This window comes from Rhizobium sp. 10N427 (assembly GCF_056394605.1).
This window is the reverse complement of the sequence record NZ_JBFTID010000016.1, coordinates 128,344-144,314: the sequence shown is the minus strand read 5'-3', so window position 1 is coordinate 144,314 and position 15,971 is coordinate 128,344. Positions and strand designations below refer to the sequence as shown.

Below are 15,971 nucleotides of genomic sequence, written 5' to 3'. Positions count from 1 at the left end.
ATCGTATCCACTCGCTTCAACTCCCCCTCCATCCGTCAGCAAAAGACGGATGGTCAGACGAAACAGGTGGGGGGTCAAAATTGGACGCCGGTCACCCCGCCAGGGGGGTCAACATTCCACGCCGAAACACACCCTGGTTTACAACAGCGACTTCGTTGAGAGAAATTTCACCGAGCATTTGCGCGGTATTTTCACGCTTGGTGAACTTGAGGCTGGAAAACTTGAGCAGATCGAGGAGGCGCGTCAGAAAGTTTCCGGATATCAGGAGCAGATCGACAAGCTGAAGCTTCAATTAGGTTCGACCGCTGAGGGAACCGGAAAAGTCGGCGATCTCAAACGCCTTCGTGTTGCCTTCGAAGAGCGTTGTTGGCAGATCAAGTCTGAACACGACGCAGAGTTCAAACGCGCTTTCGAAGGACTGCGAAACTCGAAGGAGAGATTTTGCGATCGGGTGATCGACGAGGCTGCCGGGAATAACTCCGAACTCCAATCGCTAGAAGTATTGCGAACCAAGGCGTTATCGGTCTTCTCTGATGGAGCGGCCAAGATTGCACCACTCTCGACCTTTGATATCAGCAAACTTGCATCCTTCGAGAGCGACCCAATCTTGTCGAAGAGGGTCATCGGCAAGGAGGATATCGAACTTGCGCCGCTTATTCGCAGACTCGGAAACAGTGACTGGGTTCGGGCAGGTCTGCACTTTGTCGAAGGTGCGGATACCCCATGCCCCTTCTGCCAGAAAACGATGGAAGCCGAGCTTGTAAGGAAGCTCAACGATCTCTTCGACGAAACCTATTTAGCTGACATAGAAGCCATCGATAGCCTCCGTGACGCCTACGCTACTTGGTCACAGGCCATCCTCGACGTTTCGGAGTCAGCGCTGACGTCCGGATCCGTCATTGATCCAGACGCGTTCCGGCCTCTCGTAGAGCGGCTGAGGGCAATCATCGATCTCAATAAGACGCATCTCGAACGAAAACGAAGGGAGCCAAGTTCTCGCGTAACGTTGGAACCGGTCGCAGACGCCGCCAGCGCAATTGCAACGGTCATCGCGAACGCAAACGCGGAGATCTCACGTCATAATACTCTTGTGGACAACCTCGCGGCTGAGCGCACTACGCTCACCTCCGAAATATGGCGCTTCGTCTGCGACGCCAACAAGGCAGCTATAGACGAGTTCATTTCGAACAAGACGACGTTGGACAAGACCCTCGAAGGTATGTCCAACGGATTGACGTCTAAAGCCGCGGACCTAGCCGCGGCGAAAAGAACGCTGAGCGACCTCGAAGCCAGCGTGACAAGCGTCCAGCCAACTGTCACCGAAATCAACGGAATCCTTGGCTCCTTCGGTTTCACAAGCTTCCGGTTGGCGACCGCTGGAGATCGCAACGAGTCCTACGTAATAGTTAGAGACGACGGGTCCAGCGCGACAAACACGCTCAGCGAAGGCGAGCGCAGTTTCATCTCGTTTCTCTACTTCTATCATCTTATACGCGGGAGTATCGAAGCTTCTGGGGTCAACAGTGACCGAGTGGTTGTCTTTGACGACCCCGTGTCCAGCCTCGACAGCGACGTGCTGTTCATCGTCAGTGCGCTGATCAAGCGGGTTTTGACTGAGGCTTGTTCCGGCGCTGGGAGGATCAAGCAGGTTTTCGTCCTGACCCATAATATCTACTTCCACAAGGAGGTGACTTTCGATCCGGATCGGAAAGTGGAAAAGCGTTCACACGAGACATTTTGGATTGTCCGCAAAACCGACGGCGGAAGCACCATTAATGGGTTTCCCAACAACCCAATCCGGACATCATACGAAATGCTTTGGGAGGAAGTGCGGAATCCAGTGCGCCCCTCGCTAACAATCCAGAACGTGCTGCGGCGAATCCTAGAGCACTACTTCACGATCTTGGGAAATATGGACAAGGATTCGATCGTACAGAAATTTAGCGGCCGTGATCAGCAGATCTGCTCGTCGTTGTTTTCGTGGATCAACGACGGTTCGCATAACTTCGCTGATGAACTTTATGTCAGCCTTGATGAGACGACTGTTGAAAAGTACCTCGCAGTTTTCAGGCGAATTTTCGTCGAGACGGGACATGAGGCGCATTACAAAATGATGCTTGGACCCGCCGCTGTGGCCGACGAAGAGATAACCGCGGAAACGGTCGCGATCACCACGGAGATGCTCGAGGCGTCCGGCGTGCTCCCGCATGCCCACACCTAATGGCCAAATCGTATGGTTCGACGAAAAATCGCGCGGATGCCCGCCGCTTCACGCCTAGCTCGAACGATCTTCAATCGTTCTAGCTACCCTCTAAAACTGTCGCTGGCATTGTCACTTTTTGCATCGGCTTTGTCGGCTAATGCCGTAGAGATTGTGGGCCGCGCTACGGTGATAGATGGCGACACCATCGAAATCTCTGGCCAACGGATAAGACTGGTTGGCATCTCTGCTCCAGAGAGCTGGCAGCTTTGTAAGAATGCTGCCGGAAAGTCGTATCGTTGCGGAAACGAAGCAGCCTTCGCACTGCATGACTTTCTGGCCGCTTCGCGACCGACGCGATGCGCAGTGCACGGCAGGGACGGATATCGGCGGCTCGCGGCAGATTGCGCAAGGGCCGATGGGGTTAAGGTGAATGCATGGCTCGTGCGCCAAGGTCTGGCTGTGGATTGGCCTCGGTATTCCAAGGGCCTCTTCAAGGAGATGCAAAGTGCCGCGAAACGTGAGCGGATCGGCATCTGGCAGGGATCCTTCGATCTTCCGTGCGAAGCTAGAGCGTCACGCTCCGGCGGCCGTTCCGCCTGCTAGAGTGAAACTCGCTCGACATCAGCATTGGGTCCAGTCGGCGCGATACCGCGCGCGATCGCCAACTCAATTGCCTCTGACGACCGGAGCCTGCGCCGCATGCGATCCATGTTCAGAAGGATGCCGGGCTCATTGAAGTTTTCCACCAGTGATTCCAGGACGAACGATCGGGAGAAGGCAATCCCAAAGTAGACGTGATCAATCGTGTCGCCCCAGGTCGGGTCGAAGACCTCGCCCTCCTGGTTGACCAACCACGCGTGGTGGATAGGAATTGGCAGGTTCCAGTCGATCGCGTAGCCCTCAGCATAAAAGACGTCATAGCGTCGAATGCCATAAGTGGTGGCGCTCTTGAAGCATGATTTGCGCGGCCCAAGGATTAGCCAGCGTGGCTTTCTGACTCTCGCTGGAAATTCTCTTCCATGTTCCAAAAGGGCTCCAGCGTGCCCGAACCTCGGCTCGAATGAAGCGATTGATTGAATGTAGCTCTGAATTACGTCCAACATGGGAGCATTCGAGCTTTCAGCAGCGTGCTGGCTATACATCGCAGTTCGATCCTAATGGTGTTTGTCTCAACAAGGCTCGTGCAGAGTTGCGTGGACTGTCAACATCGACGACCTAACTTTAATTCCTTCGCAGCAAACCCGGTTGCGCATTTTCAAACGTCAGCTAGAACTCCTTAGTAGTTGATATGGTGGAGCTAATACATGGCAACGGGCACTATCAAATTTTTCAACGATGAGAAGGGTTTCGGCTTCATCACTCCGGATGCCGGTGGCGTAGATGTATTCGTCCACGTTTCCGCGGTGCAGGGCTCGAGCGTCCTGCGCGAGGGCACAAAGGTGTCGTTTGAAGTTGGCCAGGATCGCCGGACTGGGAAATCGAAAGCAGAAGACGTTCGCGTCCTCTGATCGAATTTCAGGTTCAGCGTTGAGTGAAGATGGCGGCTTTGTTGACCGCCATCTACGCGACGGATGTTCATTCCGCAATCTGAATGTACCTGCAGCATTGGCGAGCGCCTTCAACGACCGTTGCACGGCTAGTCGCGACCGTCGATAGGCGCAAATTGATTATGCCTGGTATTTACCCTTTCTGAAGGAAGCCGTTCGGGCCACTTGCGACCCAGGCGCGACTATGGCTTTCTCTTTTTGTCGTCAGGGTTGGTCGCATGTTCGTACGCTTTCCAGTCGCGGTCACCGCGGTATTAATGAGTCTTGCCGCCTTTCAGGCTGAGGCAAAGCTCTCCTACAACGTGAATCAAACAGATAGCGGCAACAAGTTTGCCATCGTCAGCGGCTCGTTCGAATATTCAGACGACCTATCTCAATTTCGAGAGTTGACAGCCCGCGAGCATCTATTCGCGGTCGGGTTCGACAGTCCGGGCGGCAACGTTGCGAAGGCAATGGAGTTCGGTCGACTTATCCGGAGTCTTGGAATAGCAACTGTGCAGGCTCGCAAGTTCGAATGCGCCTCAGCTTGCTCGCTCGCCTTTCTCGGCGGCACCAGCCGTTTCGCGGAACCCGGCTCCATCGGTGTTCACAAGTCTTCTTTCAGCAACAGCGCCAATTTCGAAGTCAAAGATGCCGTCTCAGCGGTGCAGCAGACCACGGCTGAAATAATCGGATACATGTCCGAAATGGGCGTCGATCCTGGACTTCTCCAGCTGTCGCTCTCGTATGACAGCGACGACATCCGCTACCTGTCCGGCAGTGAAATGGCGAAATTCCGAGTCACGACGCCCAACGGTTCACCCGTGATTTCCTCTGAGGCTGTCCCCGAGAAACCAGCTATCGCGCCAGTAGTGCCCACAGGAGTGCAGGCAAGATCGGTTCCATCACTTGAGGTACCGATTGCGCGCGACGGGTTTGTTCGACATCCAAAAGGGCAGGCACCGATCAAAGGGGCGGCAAGTCCGGACGCCAAGACATTGGGTGAGGCTCGCAACGGTACCGCCGTTCAAATTCTGGACGTGCGCGATGACTGGTACCGCGTTGCTGTGGCCGGAAAAATTGGCTTCATGCATTATTCCTGGGTTCACGTGACCCAGTTTGAGGAAGACGCGGGCGAGGGAAGGTATGTTCAGGTAAGAAGCTTCAGCTCCCTTCCAGAGGCTGAAGCGTTCGTAAGAACGTCTCCGGTCCCGCTCTCGGCCCACCTCGCCGCCAATGGTTGGTTCGCGGTCACTCTGAAGGATATCTACGCCGAGCAGGAAGCCAAGGACGTGTCCAACGCACTCAAAGGTCATGGCCTGATCGCCAAAGACTCGATGGTGACTGTAGGCAACACCTACGTGCGGAAAGTGTGCTGTGAGTAACTCTATGGAAGCACGGCAAAGCAAACGTTCGTCTGCCCGCAGTCTGTCGATTTTAGGACTGCTGACGATCCTCGCTGGAATGTTGAGTGGCAGTGGCGCTGCCGCCGCGATCACTTACGAGCGACTGACCCTCGATAAGGGAGGTCGCTTACTCGTCATCAAAGGTGAGTTCGAGCCCGCCGACGATCCGATGAAGCTAGTAGGAGAATACACCCAGTTTCAGCCTGGATTCATAACTTTCGATTCTAACGGCGGCAGCGTCGTTTCCGCGATGAAGATTGGTCGTGCCATCCGCGCTTTGAACGCCAACACATTGCAGATCCGATCAACGCAATGTGCATCAGCCTGTGCACTCGCATTCCTTGGTGGCGTGAAGCGCTCTGCCGAGGCAGGCTCGATCGGTGTCCACCAAGCGTTTTTCTCGGACGATGCCGGGTTGGACAACAAGGTGGCTGTCGCAACGGTGCAGGCCATGACTGGCGAAATCATCGGCTACCTGTCGGATATGGGAGTCAGCGCGAAGCTCCTTCAACTGAGCCTTTCGATCGAGAGCTCAGACATGCGGTATCTGACCACAGCGGAAATGCGCGACTGGAACATCATTACGGCCAGCGATATCCCTGATACGGCGTCCGAACCCGCAAATTCCGGGGCATCGGTAGCTGCTCCATCTTCCTCGGCCTCGGCCCCGGCGTCCCCACCAGCGCCGACGGCATCCGACCGCGCAATAGATTTCATTCGCCGATATCACGCAGCTTGGTCTGGCGACAACTCGTTCGCACTTGCCTTCATGCAGAATGCCTACAACGATCAGGTCACTTTCTACGGCAAGACGGTCTCTCGTGATGTGGTCCTAAAGGACAAGGTGACTTTTTCTCAGCGATGGCCGGAGCGGATCTACAGCGTCAAGCCGGGATCCGAAACCGCGCTTTGTGGCGATAAGTGCAACGTGTCCGGCATCATCGAATGGTTTGCTCGAAGCCGAGAACGCGGAAAGACCTCGTCCGGCATGGCGGAATTTTCACTGGTGTGGGACCCAGCCACCGGAAAGATCGTATCCGAAAGCGGGAGCGTGCTGGCAACGGACCGCGGAGCCCAGACACCGGACCGCGTCATCAGCCAGTGGCAGACAGAGAATGGCCAGTGCCGAGGAAGTACGGATTCAGCGACGATAGAGCGATCCTGCGCACGTCGTGAAGAGATAGGCGTGCTCCTTGATCGCTTCGGCTGGTGCTACGGACATAGTAACGAATATGGGTATCAAATGGCCTGGCATCTCTGCGATGCCAATTCAAATCGGCCATGATAAGCGCTGCAGAGAAGGCAACTTCATCCAAAATGCGGAGACGAGTATTGAATGGATACTTAAGGTGTCCGGATATTGGCTCTGGGATCCGGGCTTGGAGGCCTTGGGGTTCAACTTGATCAAAATCCGGCATGCGTGTTGACTTTATGGAACATATCATGAACATATGCGGTCATGTCGAGACGCAAAGGCGAAATCACTTCGGCAGAAATAGACCGGATGTATCCACATCAGATAGCGCTGTCTGCCGAGCTGTCCCTCGGCAAACTCGGCGCTGAGCAGGCGACGTTCTGCCACGGGAACCGCCTGCTCATCTGTCCGCGAGGTCATCAGGTCGTTTACGAGGATCGAAATTACAACGTCTTCTGCTTCGCGACCAAGCCGCACGCCGAGCTTTTCATGCAGAAGTTCGGTGGTGAGTCGTTCGATCCGCGAGACCGAGGCAAAGGCGAAAACTGGATGAAATGGTACAAGGGTCAAGCTGCTCTCCAGAGGTGAACTACTCACGACCGCGCGCTGTTTGGTTCAGGCTGACGCGTCAGAATACGGTCAGCCGAAAACGGTGGACAACCGTTGGTCTCGGCTACCCACCGGAAGTGGTGGAGTTAAAGTAAAACTTTAGCAACCGATCGGAGAAGTGCCATGACATCGTTCAGATTCATCCATGCTGCCGATCTTCATTTGGGAAGTCCTTTCAAGGGTTTGTCGGTTAAAGATGAACAGCTCGCTTCGCTGTTTTCTCAAGCGACCAGACAGGCTTTGACCCTCCTTGTCACCCGTGCGATCGAACTCGCCGTCGACTTCGTTGTTATCGCGGGCGATGTCTATGATGGGGACTGGAAAGACAACAAAATCGGTCTGTTCTTCAACCGCGAAATGGGGCGGCTCCAGCGTGCAGGGATCCCAGTTTACGTGATACGCGGCAACCACGATGCCGCGAGCGTGATTACAAAGACGATCACCCTGCCGGACAACGTGCACGAATTTGCGACGGGCAAGCCCTCTACCCTCCTGATCGAGGACAAGAAGGTAGCACTTCATGGACAGGGTTTTACCGACCGGGCAGCATACGACAACCTCGCGCTCGGTTATCCTCCTGCCGTCGCAGGCTGGTTCAACATCGGGGTTCTTCACACCTCGATGACTGGACGCGAAGGACATGAGGCATATGCACCATGCTCAGTCGATGACCTGCGATCCCGCGCCTACGACTACTGGGCCCTTGGCCACGTCCATGAGTTCGAGATAGTCGCTTCCGATCCGCTGGTCATTTTTCCTGGTAACCTCCAGGGTCGAAGCATCCGCGAGCAAGGCGCAAAGGGCGCCGTACTTGTCACCGTTGAGGATGATCTAGCGACTGTTGATCGGATCATCGTGGATAGCGCCCGGTTCATCTCGATCAGCATTGATGTCAGCGAAGCCGATCAAGATGTCGATGTCTTGAAGCGGGTCGAGGAGGAAGCCGCCCGCTTGTCGACGGAGTTTGACGGTAAGCCAGTCGCCGCCCGCGTCCGAATCTCCGGAACTTGTTCCTTCTACGACAACTTGGTGCGTGATCGCGGGCAATGGCAGGATGAGGTGCTCGCGGCCTGCCAGCGGGCGTATGGCGATATCTGGATCGAGAAGCTAGTCCTACGACTTGCCTCTTCGATGTCCGTTGCCGGAAAACCAGCCGCGGGGATCGAGTTTTTCAAAGCTCTGGAGGCGCATGAGGATGACGCGATCCATGTCGAAGAGATCTTGAGGGAAATCCTGCCAAAGATGCCTGGGGGACTTGCCACCAACGATAGCCCACTCGGCGCGTCAAATCTGGAACTACTGGATGAGGCGCGTGAATTGCTTTTGGCAAGAATGACGACTGCGAGCTGAACCATGCGTTTCGATCGGCTTGATCTTCTCAAATACGGCTCACTTTCGGACCGGTCTATTCCATTTCGACCGGATGCGAAATTGCACATCGTCTACGGGCCGAACGAGGCGGGCAAGTCCACCATGCTCCGCGCACTGTCTGACCTTCTGTTCGGCTTCCACAACGAAGTCGTCGGATTGCACAAATTCGAGCCATCGATGTTGAGGGTCGGCGCTAGCCTGACGAGACGCGACGGCGAGGCGATTGATTTCAGGCGCCGCAAAGGCCGCAAGGCAACGCTGGTTTCCAATTCTGACCAAGAGGATGCGCTAGCCGACGATATCCTTTTTCCCTTCCTGGGAAGTGTGAACCGATCGGTCTTCGAAAAGGCATTCGGTATGGACTCCGCCAGGCTCCGCCTTGGCGGAGAGGAGATGGCGACGGGTGATGGCGAGATCGGTCGTCTGCTGTTCTCGGCCGCCTCCGGGTTAACTGGGCTCAATCAACTTCGTAAAAGCTTGGACGGTGAGGCCGACGCAATTTTCTCGCAGCGGAAATCCAAAGATCGAGCGTTTTATCAGGCGCTCGACCGCCACGAAGCTGCGAAACAGTCCGAGAAGGTTCATGAACTTCGTTCGCCGGACTGGAAGCGACTTTCCGATGAGATCCGTGACGTTGAGCGTCAGCTGGAAGAACTGGGAGATGCTCGGCTTCGAACGAAAACCCGTCTTGACCTTCTGCAGACGCTGCGAACCCTTGACCCGCTTCTGAGCGATGTGGACGTAGAGTTGGCCGGACTGGCTGAGTTTGACGAAATCGCCGGAGTTCCCAAGGAGATCGAGCTACAGCTTGAAGGTCAGCTGGGGCGGATACAAGAACTCGCTACGCTGGAGGCTGCCTCCATTGAGACGGCCAACCGAATTAGAGATGAGTTTCAGGCGCTCCACCTTGACCCTGATGTTTTGAAGCAACGTGATTTGATTCATGAGCTTCTCACCGAGAAAGTGGCCTACTCTCAAGCGCAGACCGATTTTTCCAGGGTCCGAGGAGAGGTCGCGGATCTCGACCTCGAACTTTCTGGTCTCGGTCGAAGAGCAGGCCACCGCGGTTCGGTCGAGGCACTTATACAGGTCCAACCTTCGGACGCCCAAATAGGTCTTCTCAATAGCCTCATCCGCGATGGAAACGAGCTCAAACGCGCGGAGACCAGCTTGCGGCAGCGCGTTGAGGAGCAAGCTTCCGAACTCAGCCGTACGCAACGCGCTGAAAGTGCCGCAACGCTTCAAGACGTCGGGCCCCTGCAGGAGCGCCTCACTGCTCTTCAGCCAGATATCCGATCGGTCGAACGACTTGAAGAGGTCGAGACTGCGGTTGAGAGGGCACGGCAGGATATTAGTGAAGCGACAACTCGCCTAGCGCCGCGGGTCGAGGACATTGAAGCCATCCTCAAGCTCCCGCTCCCAGACGAAGTGGAATTGGAAAAACACCGTCCGAATCTCACGGCAGTTTCCGACCGCTTGCAACGGCTACAGGAAAAGCAAGCAGATCGCCGTGTAGAGCGTGATGACGTGACAAAGCTCGTTTCAGATCTGGAAGATGATCGGAGCCTCATCACCCGTCCCATGATTGAGAAGGCGAGGGCAATTCGCGACGCTGCAATTATCGATCTGCAATCTGGCAAGCCTTGGAACGAGGCGCTTCCCGCGCTCGTCCACGAAGTAGATGAGCTGTCGGACAGAGCGCTCTCGCAGGCGGAACGAACCGCACGTCATTCCGAACTGCTGCTGAGGTTGGCTCGACTTGATGCGGATATCGGTGCCGGTGATACTCAACTCGATGCAGCACGGGATGATCAGGAACGCGCGTTAGCCGAGTTCTCGCGACTCTTCGACCACGCAAACGTCGCCGCTCTCGATATCGATCAAATGAGCAAGTGGATCCGCGGCATCAGTGCTATCGCAAAAAGACGCGAAACCATGCTGGAGCTGGAAGACCAGCTTCGCGTTCTTCAAAGCCGGAATGTCGTAGTGACATCTGAACTTGGGAGTATCGCAAGCGCCATTGGTCTCAACGTCATGCCCGCTGGGCCGCTAACGTCGAGCGCTAGACTCGTGGAAACGAAGATGAATGAATTGGCGAAGGCGTGGGATGAGAGGCGGATAATCCGTGCGCGGCAGGAGACGCTGGAGAGCAACATTGCCGAAGGCGACCGGAAGCTCGCCGCTTTGGCCGCTGAGGTGGATAAGTGGCAGTCGCAGTTCGCCGAGACTTGTATCGCGTTCGGGCTCGACACCAACCCAACCTTGGAGATGGCAGAGGCCGCCATCCAAGTATGGAAAGAAATCCCTCGCTGCTATGCCGAAAGACAAAACAGGCAGCGTCGCGTTGACGGCATGACACGCAATATCGATCAGTTCGAAGAGAAGCTGTCGGGCGTCTCCAAATCGGTTGGCGACAATCTTTCCAACGTCGCCCCGCTTCTTGCCGTCGATATACTGCACAAGCGAATGACTGCCGCACAGTCCGCCGACGACCGTGATCGGCACCTCGCCAAAAGTCGCGAGCGGATAGAAGACGAACTCCAGCAGATAGCAGACGAGCGCCACTCGGTCAGTGAGGATGTAGTCGCGCAGTTGGCGTCCCTAAACATCGAGCTGGAAGGCAAGGAGCTTCTTGGCCGTCTCGGAAGGCGTCGTGGTGTGGCTGAAAGGCTTGGCGACAGTCGCCGGAGGCTTGCGCTGCAGTCCAAGGGCATGAGCGAAGACGACATTAGGGCAAACCTGCGGGATTTCGATCGCGTCGCCGCCGATTTGGAGATCGAGACGCTCACGGCCGAAGATACCCAGCAATTCGACAAGTTCGGAAAGCTGAAGGGAAGACTCGCTGAGCTCACATCGACGAGAGAGGTGCTCGAGACCGAAGTGAGCGCCGAGCAAGCTGCCTTCGACAAGGCTTCTGCAGAACAAGAGACACAAAATCTCGCGCGGCAATGGGCTGTACTCAGACTTGCGTCTAAACTGCTGTCGACTTCGATGGAACGCTATAGGGAGTCACAGGCCGACCCCTTGCTTGCGAGGGCGAGCGAGTACTTCTCCACATTGACCAACGGATCCTTCGTTCGGTTGGTTCAGGAATTGGACGATCAGGATGCCATCAGGCTAAAGGCAGAGCGTGCCGATGGCGAGCGGCTTCCTACGAAGGCCCTGAGCGAAGGTTCCGCCGATCAGCTCTACCTTGCCTTCCGCCTGGCGTTCATCGAGGATTTCTGCAGCCGCAATGAGCCATTGCCCTTCATTACGGACGACGTATTCCAATCGTTCGATGATGAGCGCAAGGCTAGCGGGTTGAAGACTCTAGCGTCTGGAGGGCGGTCGTTCCAGCCGATCCTATTCACGCACGAGGGCAAGATCGTGGAAATCGCTGCAGAGCTTCTCGGAGATGATGCTGATATCATCAGGTTCGATCGCGTTATTGGCGGCTGAGGCCGAGCCCTCTTCGAGAGCTCAATCCCGTCGGCTTCAAGAGACTCATCGATCGTCGTGGCGTACGTTCGGGCGTCATACCGGGCTGCCGGATGGACCATCTCCCAAGTGGCTCGACGAAGCGTCTCGCATCATCACTTGCCGCCAGCAACGCGTCCTTGTTTGAACACAGGGCGATTGTCATGAGAGAAGTGGATGTGCAGGCTTAGCTCTTTGAGAATGGTTTCGAACCAAGGTAATGGAAACCCAACGAGTTTGTGGCGCCACACCCGTATTTAGTAGTTCAGATCCGGGTGTGTTCGGTTGCCTACCCGAGCTCGTCACAATGGCGTCGATTTTGGAAGTTCGCGAAGTGTCTCGATCATTCGAAAGCTTTCCTCAATGCCATCAACAGCAGCGATCACGTTATCGCTAATGGAAGGTTCATGGACGTCTTCTTGCTCGCCGTTCTTTACGCGGTCGTTCTCCCATAATTGCGCATACAAGAGGTGCGTCTTGATGATCTCACTATGGGGTACGCTGAAGATCATCCTGTGCAACTCGCGAGGGGTTGCAGCCCAACCCTGGCCGCAGCACATGTCGTCGAAGTCAATCCAAGCTTTTGGGGGCGGCGGGCCCTTGTCTTCCGTCACCCCGGACTCGATACCGCCCCAGGTAATCTTGTCGTGACCGCAATGTATCCAATAGATGTCGAAGGAGTCGTCAGGGGCAGCCAATAGGCTTGCCTCCAAATCGGCAATCATCGCATGCGCGGCAGCGACGTCCTCATCAGTTGCATAAATGTGGTGGGGCGTTTCGTGGATCGGAGACAGGCCGGGAAGAAGTAGTGTTCCGCGCTTGACGGCCCTGCTAGATTTGGTCGCGGTCCCTGCACCGTTGTCCTCTTCATCGTCACCACCGTCGAACTCGCCGTACTTGCAGATCTTTTTGATGTAATCCACGGCCGCGATCACGTACCTGCTGATTTGTTCGAGATGGATGCCGGGTCGCTCACCGTTTCTGACGCGGTCGCGTTCCCATTGCAGGGCCATGAACAGATACTCAATTACAATCTGGCTGTGAAATGCTTGCTCGAACATTATCTGGTGCAAGCCTGCCGGGGTGGCGCCGCCGACGCGTCCACAGCCTACATCGTCGAAGTCGATCCAGGCAGTCGGTACTGACCGAGCTCCAGCGCGGCTGTCATCTTTTAGGAGGCCACGCCATTTTACTGCGTCACAGGTGCAGTTGATCCAGAAGATGCCGTACATATCTTGTGGCGTCGCAGTCAGCAGCTCGAACCGGAACGTATCCATTATGTCTACCAATTCGGCGACATCCTCGTCGGACGGGTAGACGCCGTTCGGGTATTGGCTGAGTGGGAAGGATTCGAGGACGAGCGGAGTTTTGAAAGCGAACATGTTGAGCTGCCTGCGTTTTTGTTTGATCCATCCACTAGGCACAGGAAATTAATGGGTTGTGACTTTCGAGCGCGCACGTTCGTCAAGTTGTGGACGGGGTAAAGCGTTTCTGAAAACGGACGTGCAAAGTCAATCGGCGGGGTGCAGGCATTGCAGCCGGTAACCGGACCCATCAAGCTGGAAGAAGTAGAGGAGGCGCCATTTTGAGCGACAAGGTCATCAGTGCCGTCCCATTTCCAGCCAGCGCCATTTGCGACTACAGGGAAATCGACTGGAACGAGATCGATGTCGATGGTTTTGAAATTCCGACGGGCAAGGCTGATAGACTAAAACTTCTGCGAGTCATACGAGACGAACTAACGGTTCGCATCGAGCGAAACAAAGCATACGTGATTGCCAAACACTTTGAGAAACGAATTGTCCCTCCGCCAGATCCTGCAACATTTCGAACTGACGCCTTGCTCAAGCTGATGACGCGATTTCCGATCGTAAGGCCCCATAAGCGCTAAATGTGGCACGTACCCTCTCGTAACCGACGGTGGACCATGTTTTTGAAGAAATTTGGCTGGAACCGACTGCTTGATTGGACCAAGTCTCTCTACCGAAACGCAAGTTCCTAAGAAGGTAGGCACATCGCCGGACCACTGTCATCCATTGAAGGCCTTCAGTCGCAGCACGTGCTGACGTAGTGCGTCGCAAGCGGGCGCCATAAGCGCTGCCGTGTCCTTCCCGACCTCATACTTATACGGGATAGTCATGATCCCGCTCATATCGCTCGGAAGCTTCACTTTTTCTTCGCGCGGTTCCATCAGGATCGCGCGCTCGCGGCCCAATCTCCCCATGAAGAGACCGAGCTCGAATATCACGTTGTCTCGCGGGCTGGGCCAAGGTTTCCCCCGGCTCTCGGTGAGATCGTCGGCGTGCGCGATGGCGACGGCGAAGTCAGAGTCGTCAATTTGGGCCTCGAGATCCTGGAGGGTGTAGTTTGCGACCTTGAAGACATCATCGGTCCAGAGGGTCGCGATGATGGCGTCGGTGTCGTGCTGGAAGGCGTTACGCACCATTCGGCCAACATGGAGGGCTTCGGCAGAAGAAATGATGAAGACACGAATCTTCTCTCGATAGGCTCCCACGTGCCTGTTGCGCTCGAGCAGGCGCCGAGAAAGACCCTTTGCGATGTGGCGGTAGATGTCCGGGAACCTCCGGGCGAGTTCCGAGAACTGCGACGCTGTCATCTTGGCCACGATCGACGACTCTTCCGCTATTACGGTGGCAGACCGCACCTGTGTCGGCTCGATGGCAGCCATTTCGCCGAGATGGTCGCCGCGGCCGCGAGCACCCAGCCGACGCCCATTGACGTGAATGCCGAAGGAACCGGAAATGATGAAGAAGATGTCGTTGTCTTCAGCGTTCTGCTCGATCAAAGTCTGACCGGATGACAGCTCGACAAGCTCCGCTTGATCCGCGAGCTCTTCAGCGAGCTTGCGGTCACCTCCGACAATCGACTGAGCGATCAAGGACTCGACCCGTACTTCTCTGCCCGCATCTCCCTGGAAACGTTCAAGCATCCTGCTCACTAAATTGTTCTCCAATATGTCGTGGACCAGATTTCGTCGTTGCCGTGTTGCTGCCACTGCCACTTCTGCCACATGTTCTCGCCGTTCGGGCCGAACTTCTGAGCATTGTTGAGGCGGTCGTAGACGCGCTTGGTGATGTAGGTCGGTCTGTCTGCGTGCAATGATGTCAGTTTGGCGGCCAGGTTCGCTGCGTTGCCAATCCACACGATGTCGTTGTCGCCGCGGACGCCAGTTCGAGCAGCTCGAATTTCCGAAATGTCGATGCCTACAACGTGCCGGATCTTGAAATCCGTGGTCCAGCGCTTGTTCAGTTCGGCCTGAACGAGAATCTTGACGGCGTAGTTGAGTTCGAGTGCGCACGAAACCGCTTCATTGCACTGAGTGGATGAGTTGAATATTCCCATCACCCGGTCGCCATCGTATGAAACGATTGAGCCTCCACGGTTTCGGATCAGGCGCGAGGCGGCGTAGAGGAACGTCTTGTAGACCTCGCCGGAGAACTGCCATTTCTTCGATCCAACCAGATCCGTTGATCCATCGAGATCAGCGTAAAGGATCGTTGCTTGCTCAAAGCGGACCGCATCATTCGACAGTTTGAGGTCCTTCGGTTCCGGCACCGTCAGCCCCTCGCGAACGGTCCATGCGACGCCGAAAGTTGCTCTCGAGTTGTTCCTAATATCGTCAGCTATAGGCATGAGAACCTCGTTAGGAGAACAGTCGCTCAGCGACCCAGCCGCCCAAGGCTATCGTCGGAGGCAGGGCCATGATCACAAAGGCGAGAAGGACGAGCGACCCAGCCCAATGGAAGAACCGGAATTTGCGATGGGCAATGGATGCTTGAATCGCGGTCTGGACACCGAGGTCGTGGAGGTACGTTGCTGTCGCCGACTCTCCGTCAGCTGGCAGATATTCCTTCTTCGCCATCTCGGGATAGTCCTTGACCCCGCCTTTGATGATGTCGCCAAAGTAAAGCAGGTTCACCACATCATCTTCGCGCTTGTAGACGTGGTTCAGGAACCGGGGCAGCAGCGACTTAAGGCAGATCACGGCGGCGATGGCGAGAAGCGGAAGAGCGGCTTCGAACGCATACTTGTAGCCAAACGGCAGTTCGTCCGGCGACCGGAGCAGGTTGATGATAGCCCCGATCCAAACCGACGAGAACGTGAGTAAGGCCGCGTTCTTCGTTTCGGCGAACTTGACGAAATCGATCATCCTGCCGTGGTTGGCAGACATCAGTTTCTCA

The 15,971-nt window shown here is 55.7% G+C and carries 14 protein-coding genes; 8 read left to right on the top strand and 6 right to left on the bottom strand.

Going from position 1 to position 15,971, the window contains the following annotated elements; genetic code table 11:
- Together AC1DIJ_RS25970 and AC1DIJ_RS25965 are read left to right on the top strand one after the other, a co-directional pair.
- Positions 1-2,221: AAA family ATPase (locus AC1DIJ_RS25970; RefSeq protein WP_477831668.1), on the top strand; the 2,221-nt coding region annotated here is incomplete at its 5' end.
- 36 nt (positions 2,222-2,257) lie between these two features.
- On the top strand, positions 2,258-2,806 hold the full coding sequence (locus tag AC1DIJ_RS25965; RefSeq protein ID WP_112388290.1) for a thermonuclease family protein: 549 nt from the start codon (positions 2,258-2,260) through the stop codon (positions 2,804-2,806).
- On the opposite strand, the gene AC1DIJ_RS25960 is transcribed toward AC1DIJ_RS25965, so the two are convergent.
- On the bottom strand, positions 2,803-3,345 hold the full coding sequence (locus AC1DIJ_RS25960) for a hypothetical protein (protein ID WP_112388289.1): 543 nt from the start codon (positions 3,343-3,345) through the stop codon (positions 2,803-2,805). The two genes, AC1DIJ_RS25965 and AC1DIJ_RS25960, sit on opposite strands and share 4 nt — an antisense overlap.
- A gap of 162 nt (positions 3,346-3,507) precedes the next feature.
- On the opposite strand from AC1DIJ_RS25960, the gene AC1DIJ_RS25955 reads away from it, so the two are divergent.
- The 3 genes from AC1DIJ_RS25955 (at position 3,508) to AC1DIJ_RS25945 (ending at position 6,420) form a co-directional block, all read left to right on the top strand.
- Positions 3,508-3,711: a cold-shock protein gene (locus AC1DIJ_RS25955; protein WP_112388288.1), complete on the top strand. Its 204-nt coding sequence runs from the start codon at positions 3,508-3,510 to the stop codon at positions 3,709-3,711.
- 257 nt (positions 3,712-3,968) lie between these two features.
- Positions 3,969-5,114, top strand: a complete 1,146-nt coding sequence (locus tag AC1DIJ_RS25950) for an SH3 domain-containing protein (RefSeq protein WP_112388287.1) — start codon at positions 3,969-3,971, stop codon at positions 5,112-5,114.
- Between the two features lie 4 nt (positions 5,115-5,118).
- Complete coding sequence (locus AC1DIJ_RS25945; RefSeq protein WP_112388286.1) at positions 5,119-6,420, top strand: Clp protease/crotonase-like domain-containing protein; 1,302 nt, start codon at positions 5,119-5,121, stop codon at positions 6,418-6,420.
- A gap of 156 nt (positions 6,421-6,576) precedes the next feature.
- Here AC1DIJ_RS25945 and AC1DIJ_RS25940 read toward each other — a convergent pair whose 3' ends face one another.
- A complete protein-coding gene (locus AC1DIJ_RS25940; RefSeq protein ID WP_162705985.1) occupies positions 6,577-6,900 on the bottom strand; it encodes a hypothetical protein in 324 nt (107 codons plus the stop codon).
- Between the two features lie 162 nt (positions 6,901-7,062).
- Here AC1DIJ_RS25940 and AC1DIJ_RS25935 point away from each other — a divergent pair, with 162 nt between their 5' ends.
- Together AC1DIJ_RS25935 and AC1DIJ_RS25930 are read left to right on the top strand one after the other, a co-directional pair.
- Positions 7,063-8,289, top strand: coding sequence for a DNA repair exonuclease (locus AC1DIJ_RS25935; RefSeq protein ID WP_112388284.1), 1,227 nt, complete (start codon positions 7,063-7,065; stop codon positions 8,287-8,289).
- Between the two features lie 3 nt (positions 8,290-8,292).
- The gene (locus AC1DIJ_RS25930) at positions 8,293-11,751 is read left to right on the top strand and encodes a YhaN family protein (RefSeq protein WP_112388283.1); all 3,459 of its coding nucleotides are present in this window, start codon (positions 8,293-8,295) and stop codon (positions 11,749-11,751) included.
- Between the two features lie 320 nt (positions 11,752-12,071).
- On the opposite strand, the gene AC1DIJ_RS25925 is transcribed toward AC1DIJ_RS25930, so the two are convergent.
- Complete coding sequence (locus AC1DIJ_RS25925; protein WP_112388282.1) at positions 12,072-13,151, bottom strand: hypothetical protein; 1,080 nt, start codon at positions 13,149-13,151, stop codon at positions 12,072-12,074.
- A 203-nt stretch (positions 13,152-13,354) separates the two neighbouring features.
- Here AC1DIJ_RS25925 and AC1DIJ_RS25920 point away from each other — a divergent pair, with 203 nt between their 5' ends.
- Positions 13,355-13,660: a hypothetical protein gene (locus AC1DIJ_RS25920; protein WP_112388281.1), complete on the top strand. Its 306-nt coding sequence runs from the start codon at positions 13,355-13,357 to the stop codon at positions 13,658-13,660.
- A gap of 138 nt (positions 13,661-13,798) precedes the next feature.
- On the opposite strand, the gene AC1DIJ_RS25915 is transcribed toward AC1DIJ_RS25920, so the two are convergent.
- The 3 genes from AC1DIJ_RS25915 to AC1DIJ_RS25905 form a co-directional block, all read right to left on the bottom strand.
- Positions 13,799-14,719 carry a TIR domain-containing protein gene (locus AC1DIJ_RS25915; RefSeq protein WP_112388992.1) on the bottom strand — a complete coding sequence of 307 codons (921 nt, stop codon included), beginning with the start codon at positions 14,717-14,719 and terminating at the stop codon, positions 13,799-13,801.
- A gap of 8 nt (positions 14,720-14,727) precedes the next feature.
- Positions 14,728-15,345 carry an adenylate/guanylate cyclase domain-containing protein gene (locus AC1DIJ_RS25910; RefSeq protein WP_477831667.1) on the bottom strand — a complete coding sequence of 206 codons (618 nt, stop codon included), beginning with the start codon at positions 15,343-15,345 and terminating at the stop codon, positions 14,728-14,730.
- 88 nt (positions 15,346-15,433) lie between these two features.
- The gene (locus AC1DIJ_RS25905) at positions 15,434-15,961 is read right to left on the bottom strand and encodes a Pycsar system effector family protein (protein ID WP_112388279.1); all 528 of its coding nucleotides are present in this window, start codon (positions 15,959-15,961) and stop codon (positions 15,434-15,436) included.
- Positions 15,962-15,971: the final 10 nt, after the last annotated feature.

Coding starts and splice junctions, on each gene's coding strand:
- AC1DIJ_RS25965 (WP_112388290.1), top strand. CDS start 2,258: ATGCCCGCCGCTTCACGCCTAGCTCGAACGATCTTCAATCGTTCTAGC.
- AC1DIJ_RS25960 (WP_112388289.1), bottom strand. CDS start 3,345: ATGTATAGCCAGCACGCTGCTGAAAGCTCGAATGCTCCCATGTTGGAC.
- AC1DIJ_RS25955 (WP_112388288.1), top strand. CDS start 3,508: ATGGCAACGGGCACTATCAAATTTTTCAACGATGAGAAGGGTTTCGGC.
- AC1DIJ_RS25950 (WP_112388287.1), top strand. CDS start 3,969: ATGTTCGTACGCTTTCCAGTCGCGGTCACCGCGGTATTAATGAGTCTT.
- AC1DIJ_RS25945 (WP_112388286.1), top strand. CDS start 5,119: ATGGAAGCACGGCAAAGCAAACGTTCGTCTGCCCGCAGTCTGTCGATT.
- AC1DIJ_RS25935 (WP_112388284.1), top strand. CDS start 7,063: ATGACATCGTTCAGATTCATCCATGCTGCCGATCTTCATTTGGGAAGT.
- AC1DIJ_RS25930 (WP_112388283.1), top strand. CDS start 8,293: ATGCGTTTCGATCGGCTTGATCTTCTCAAATACGGCTCACTTTCGGAC.
- AC1DIJ_RS25925 (WP_112388282.1), bottom strand. CDS start 13,151: ATGTTCGCTTTCAAAACTCCGCTCGTCCTCGAATCCTTCCCACTCAGC.
- AC1DIJ_RS25915 (WP_112388992.1), bottom strand. CDS start 14,719: ATGCTTGAACGTTTCCAGGGAGATGCGGGCAGAGAAGTACGGGTCGAG.
- AC1DIJ_RS25905 (WP_112388279.1), bottom strand. CDS start 15,961: ATGTCTGCCAACCACGGCAGGATGATCGATTTCGTCAAGTTCGCCGAA.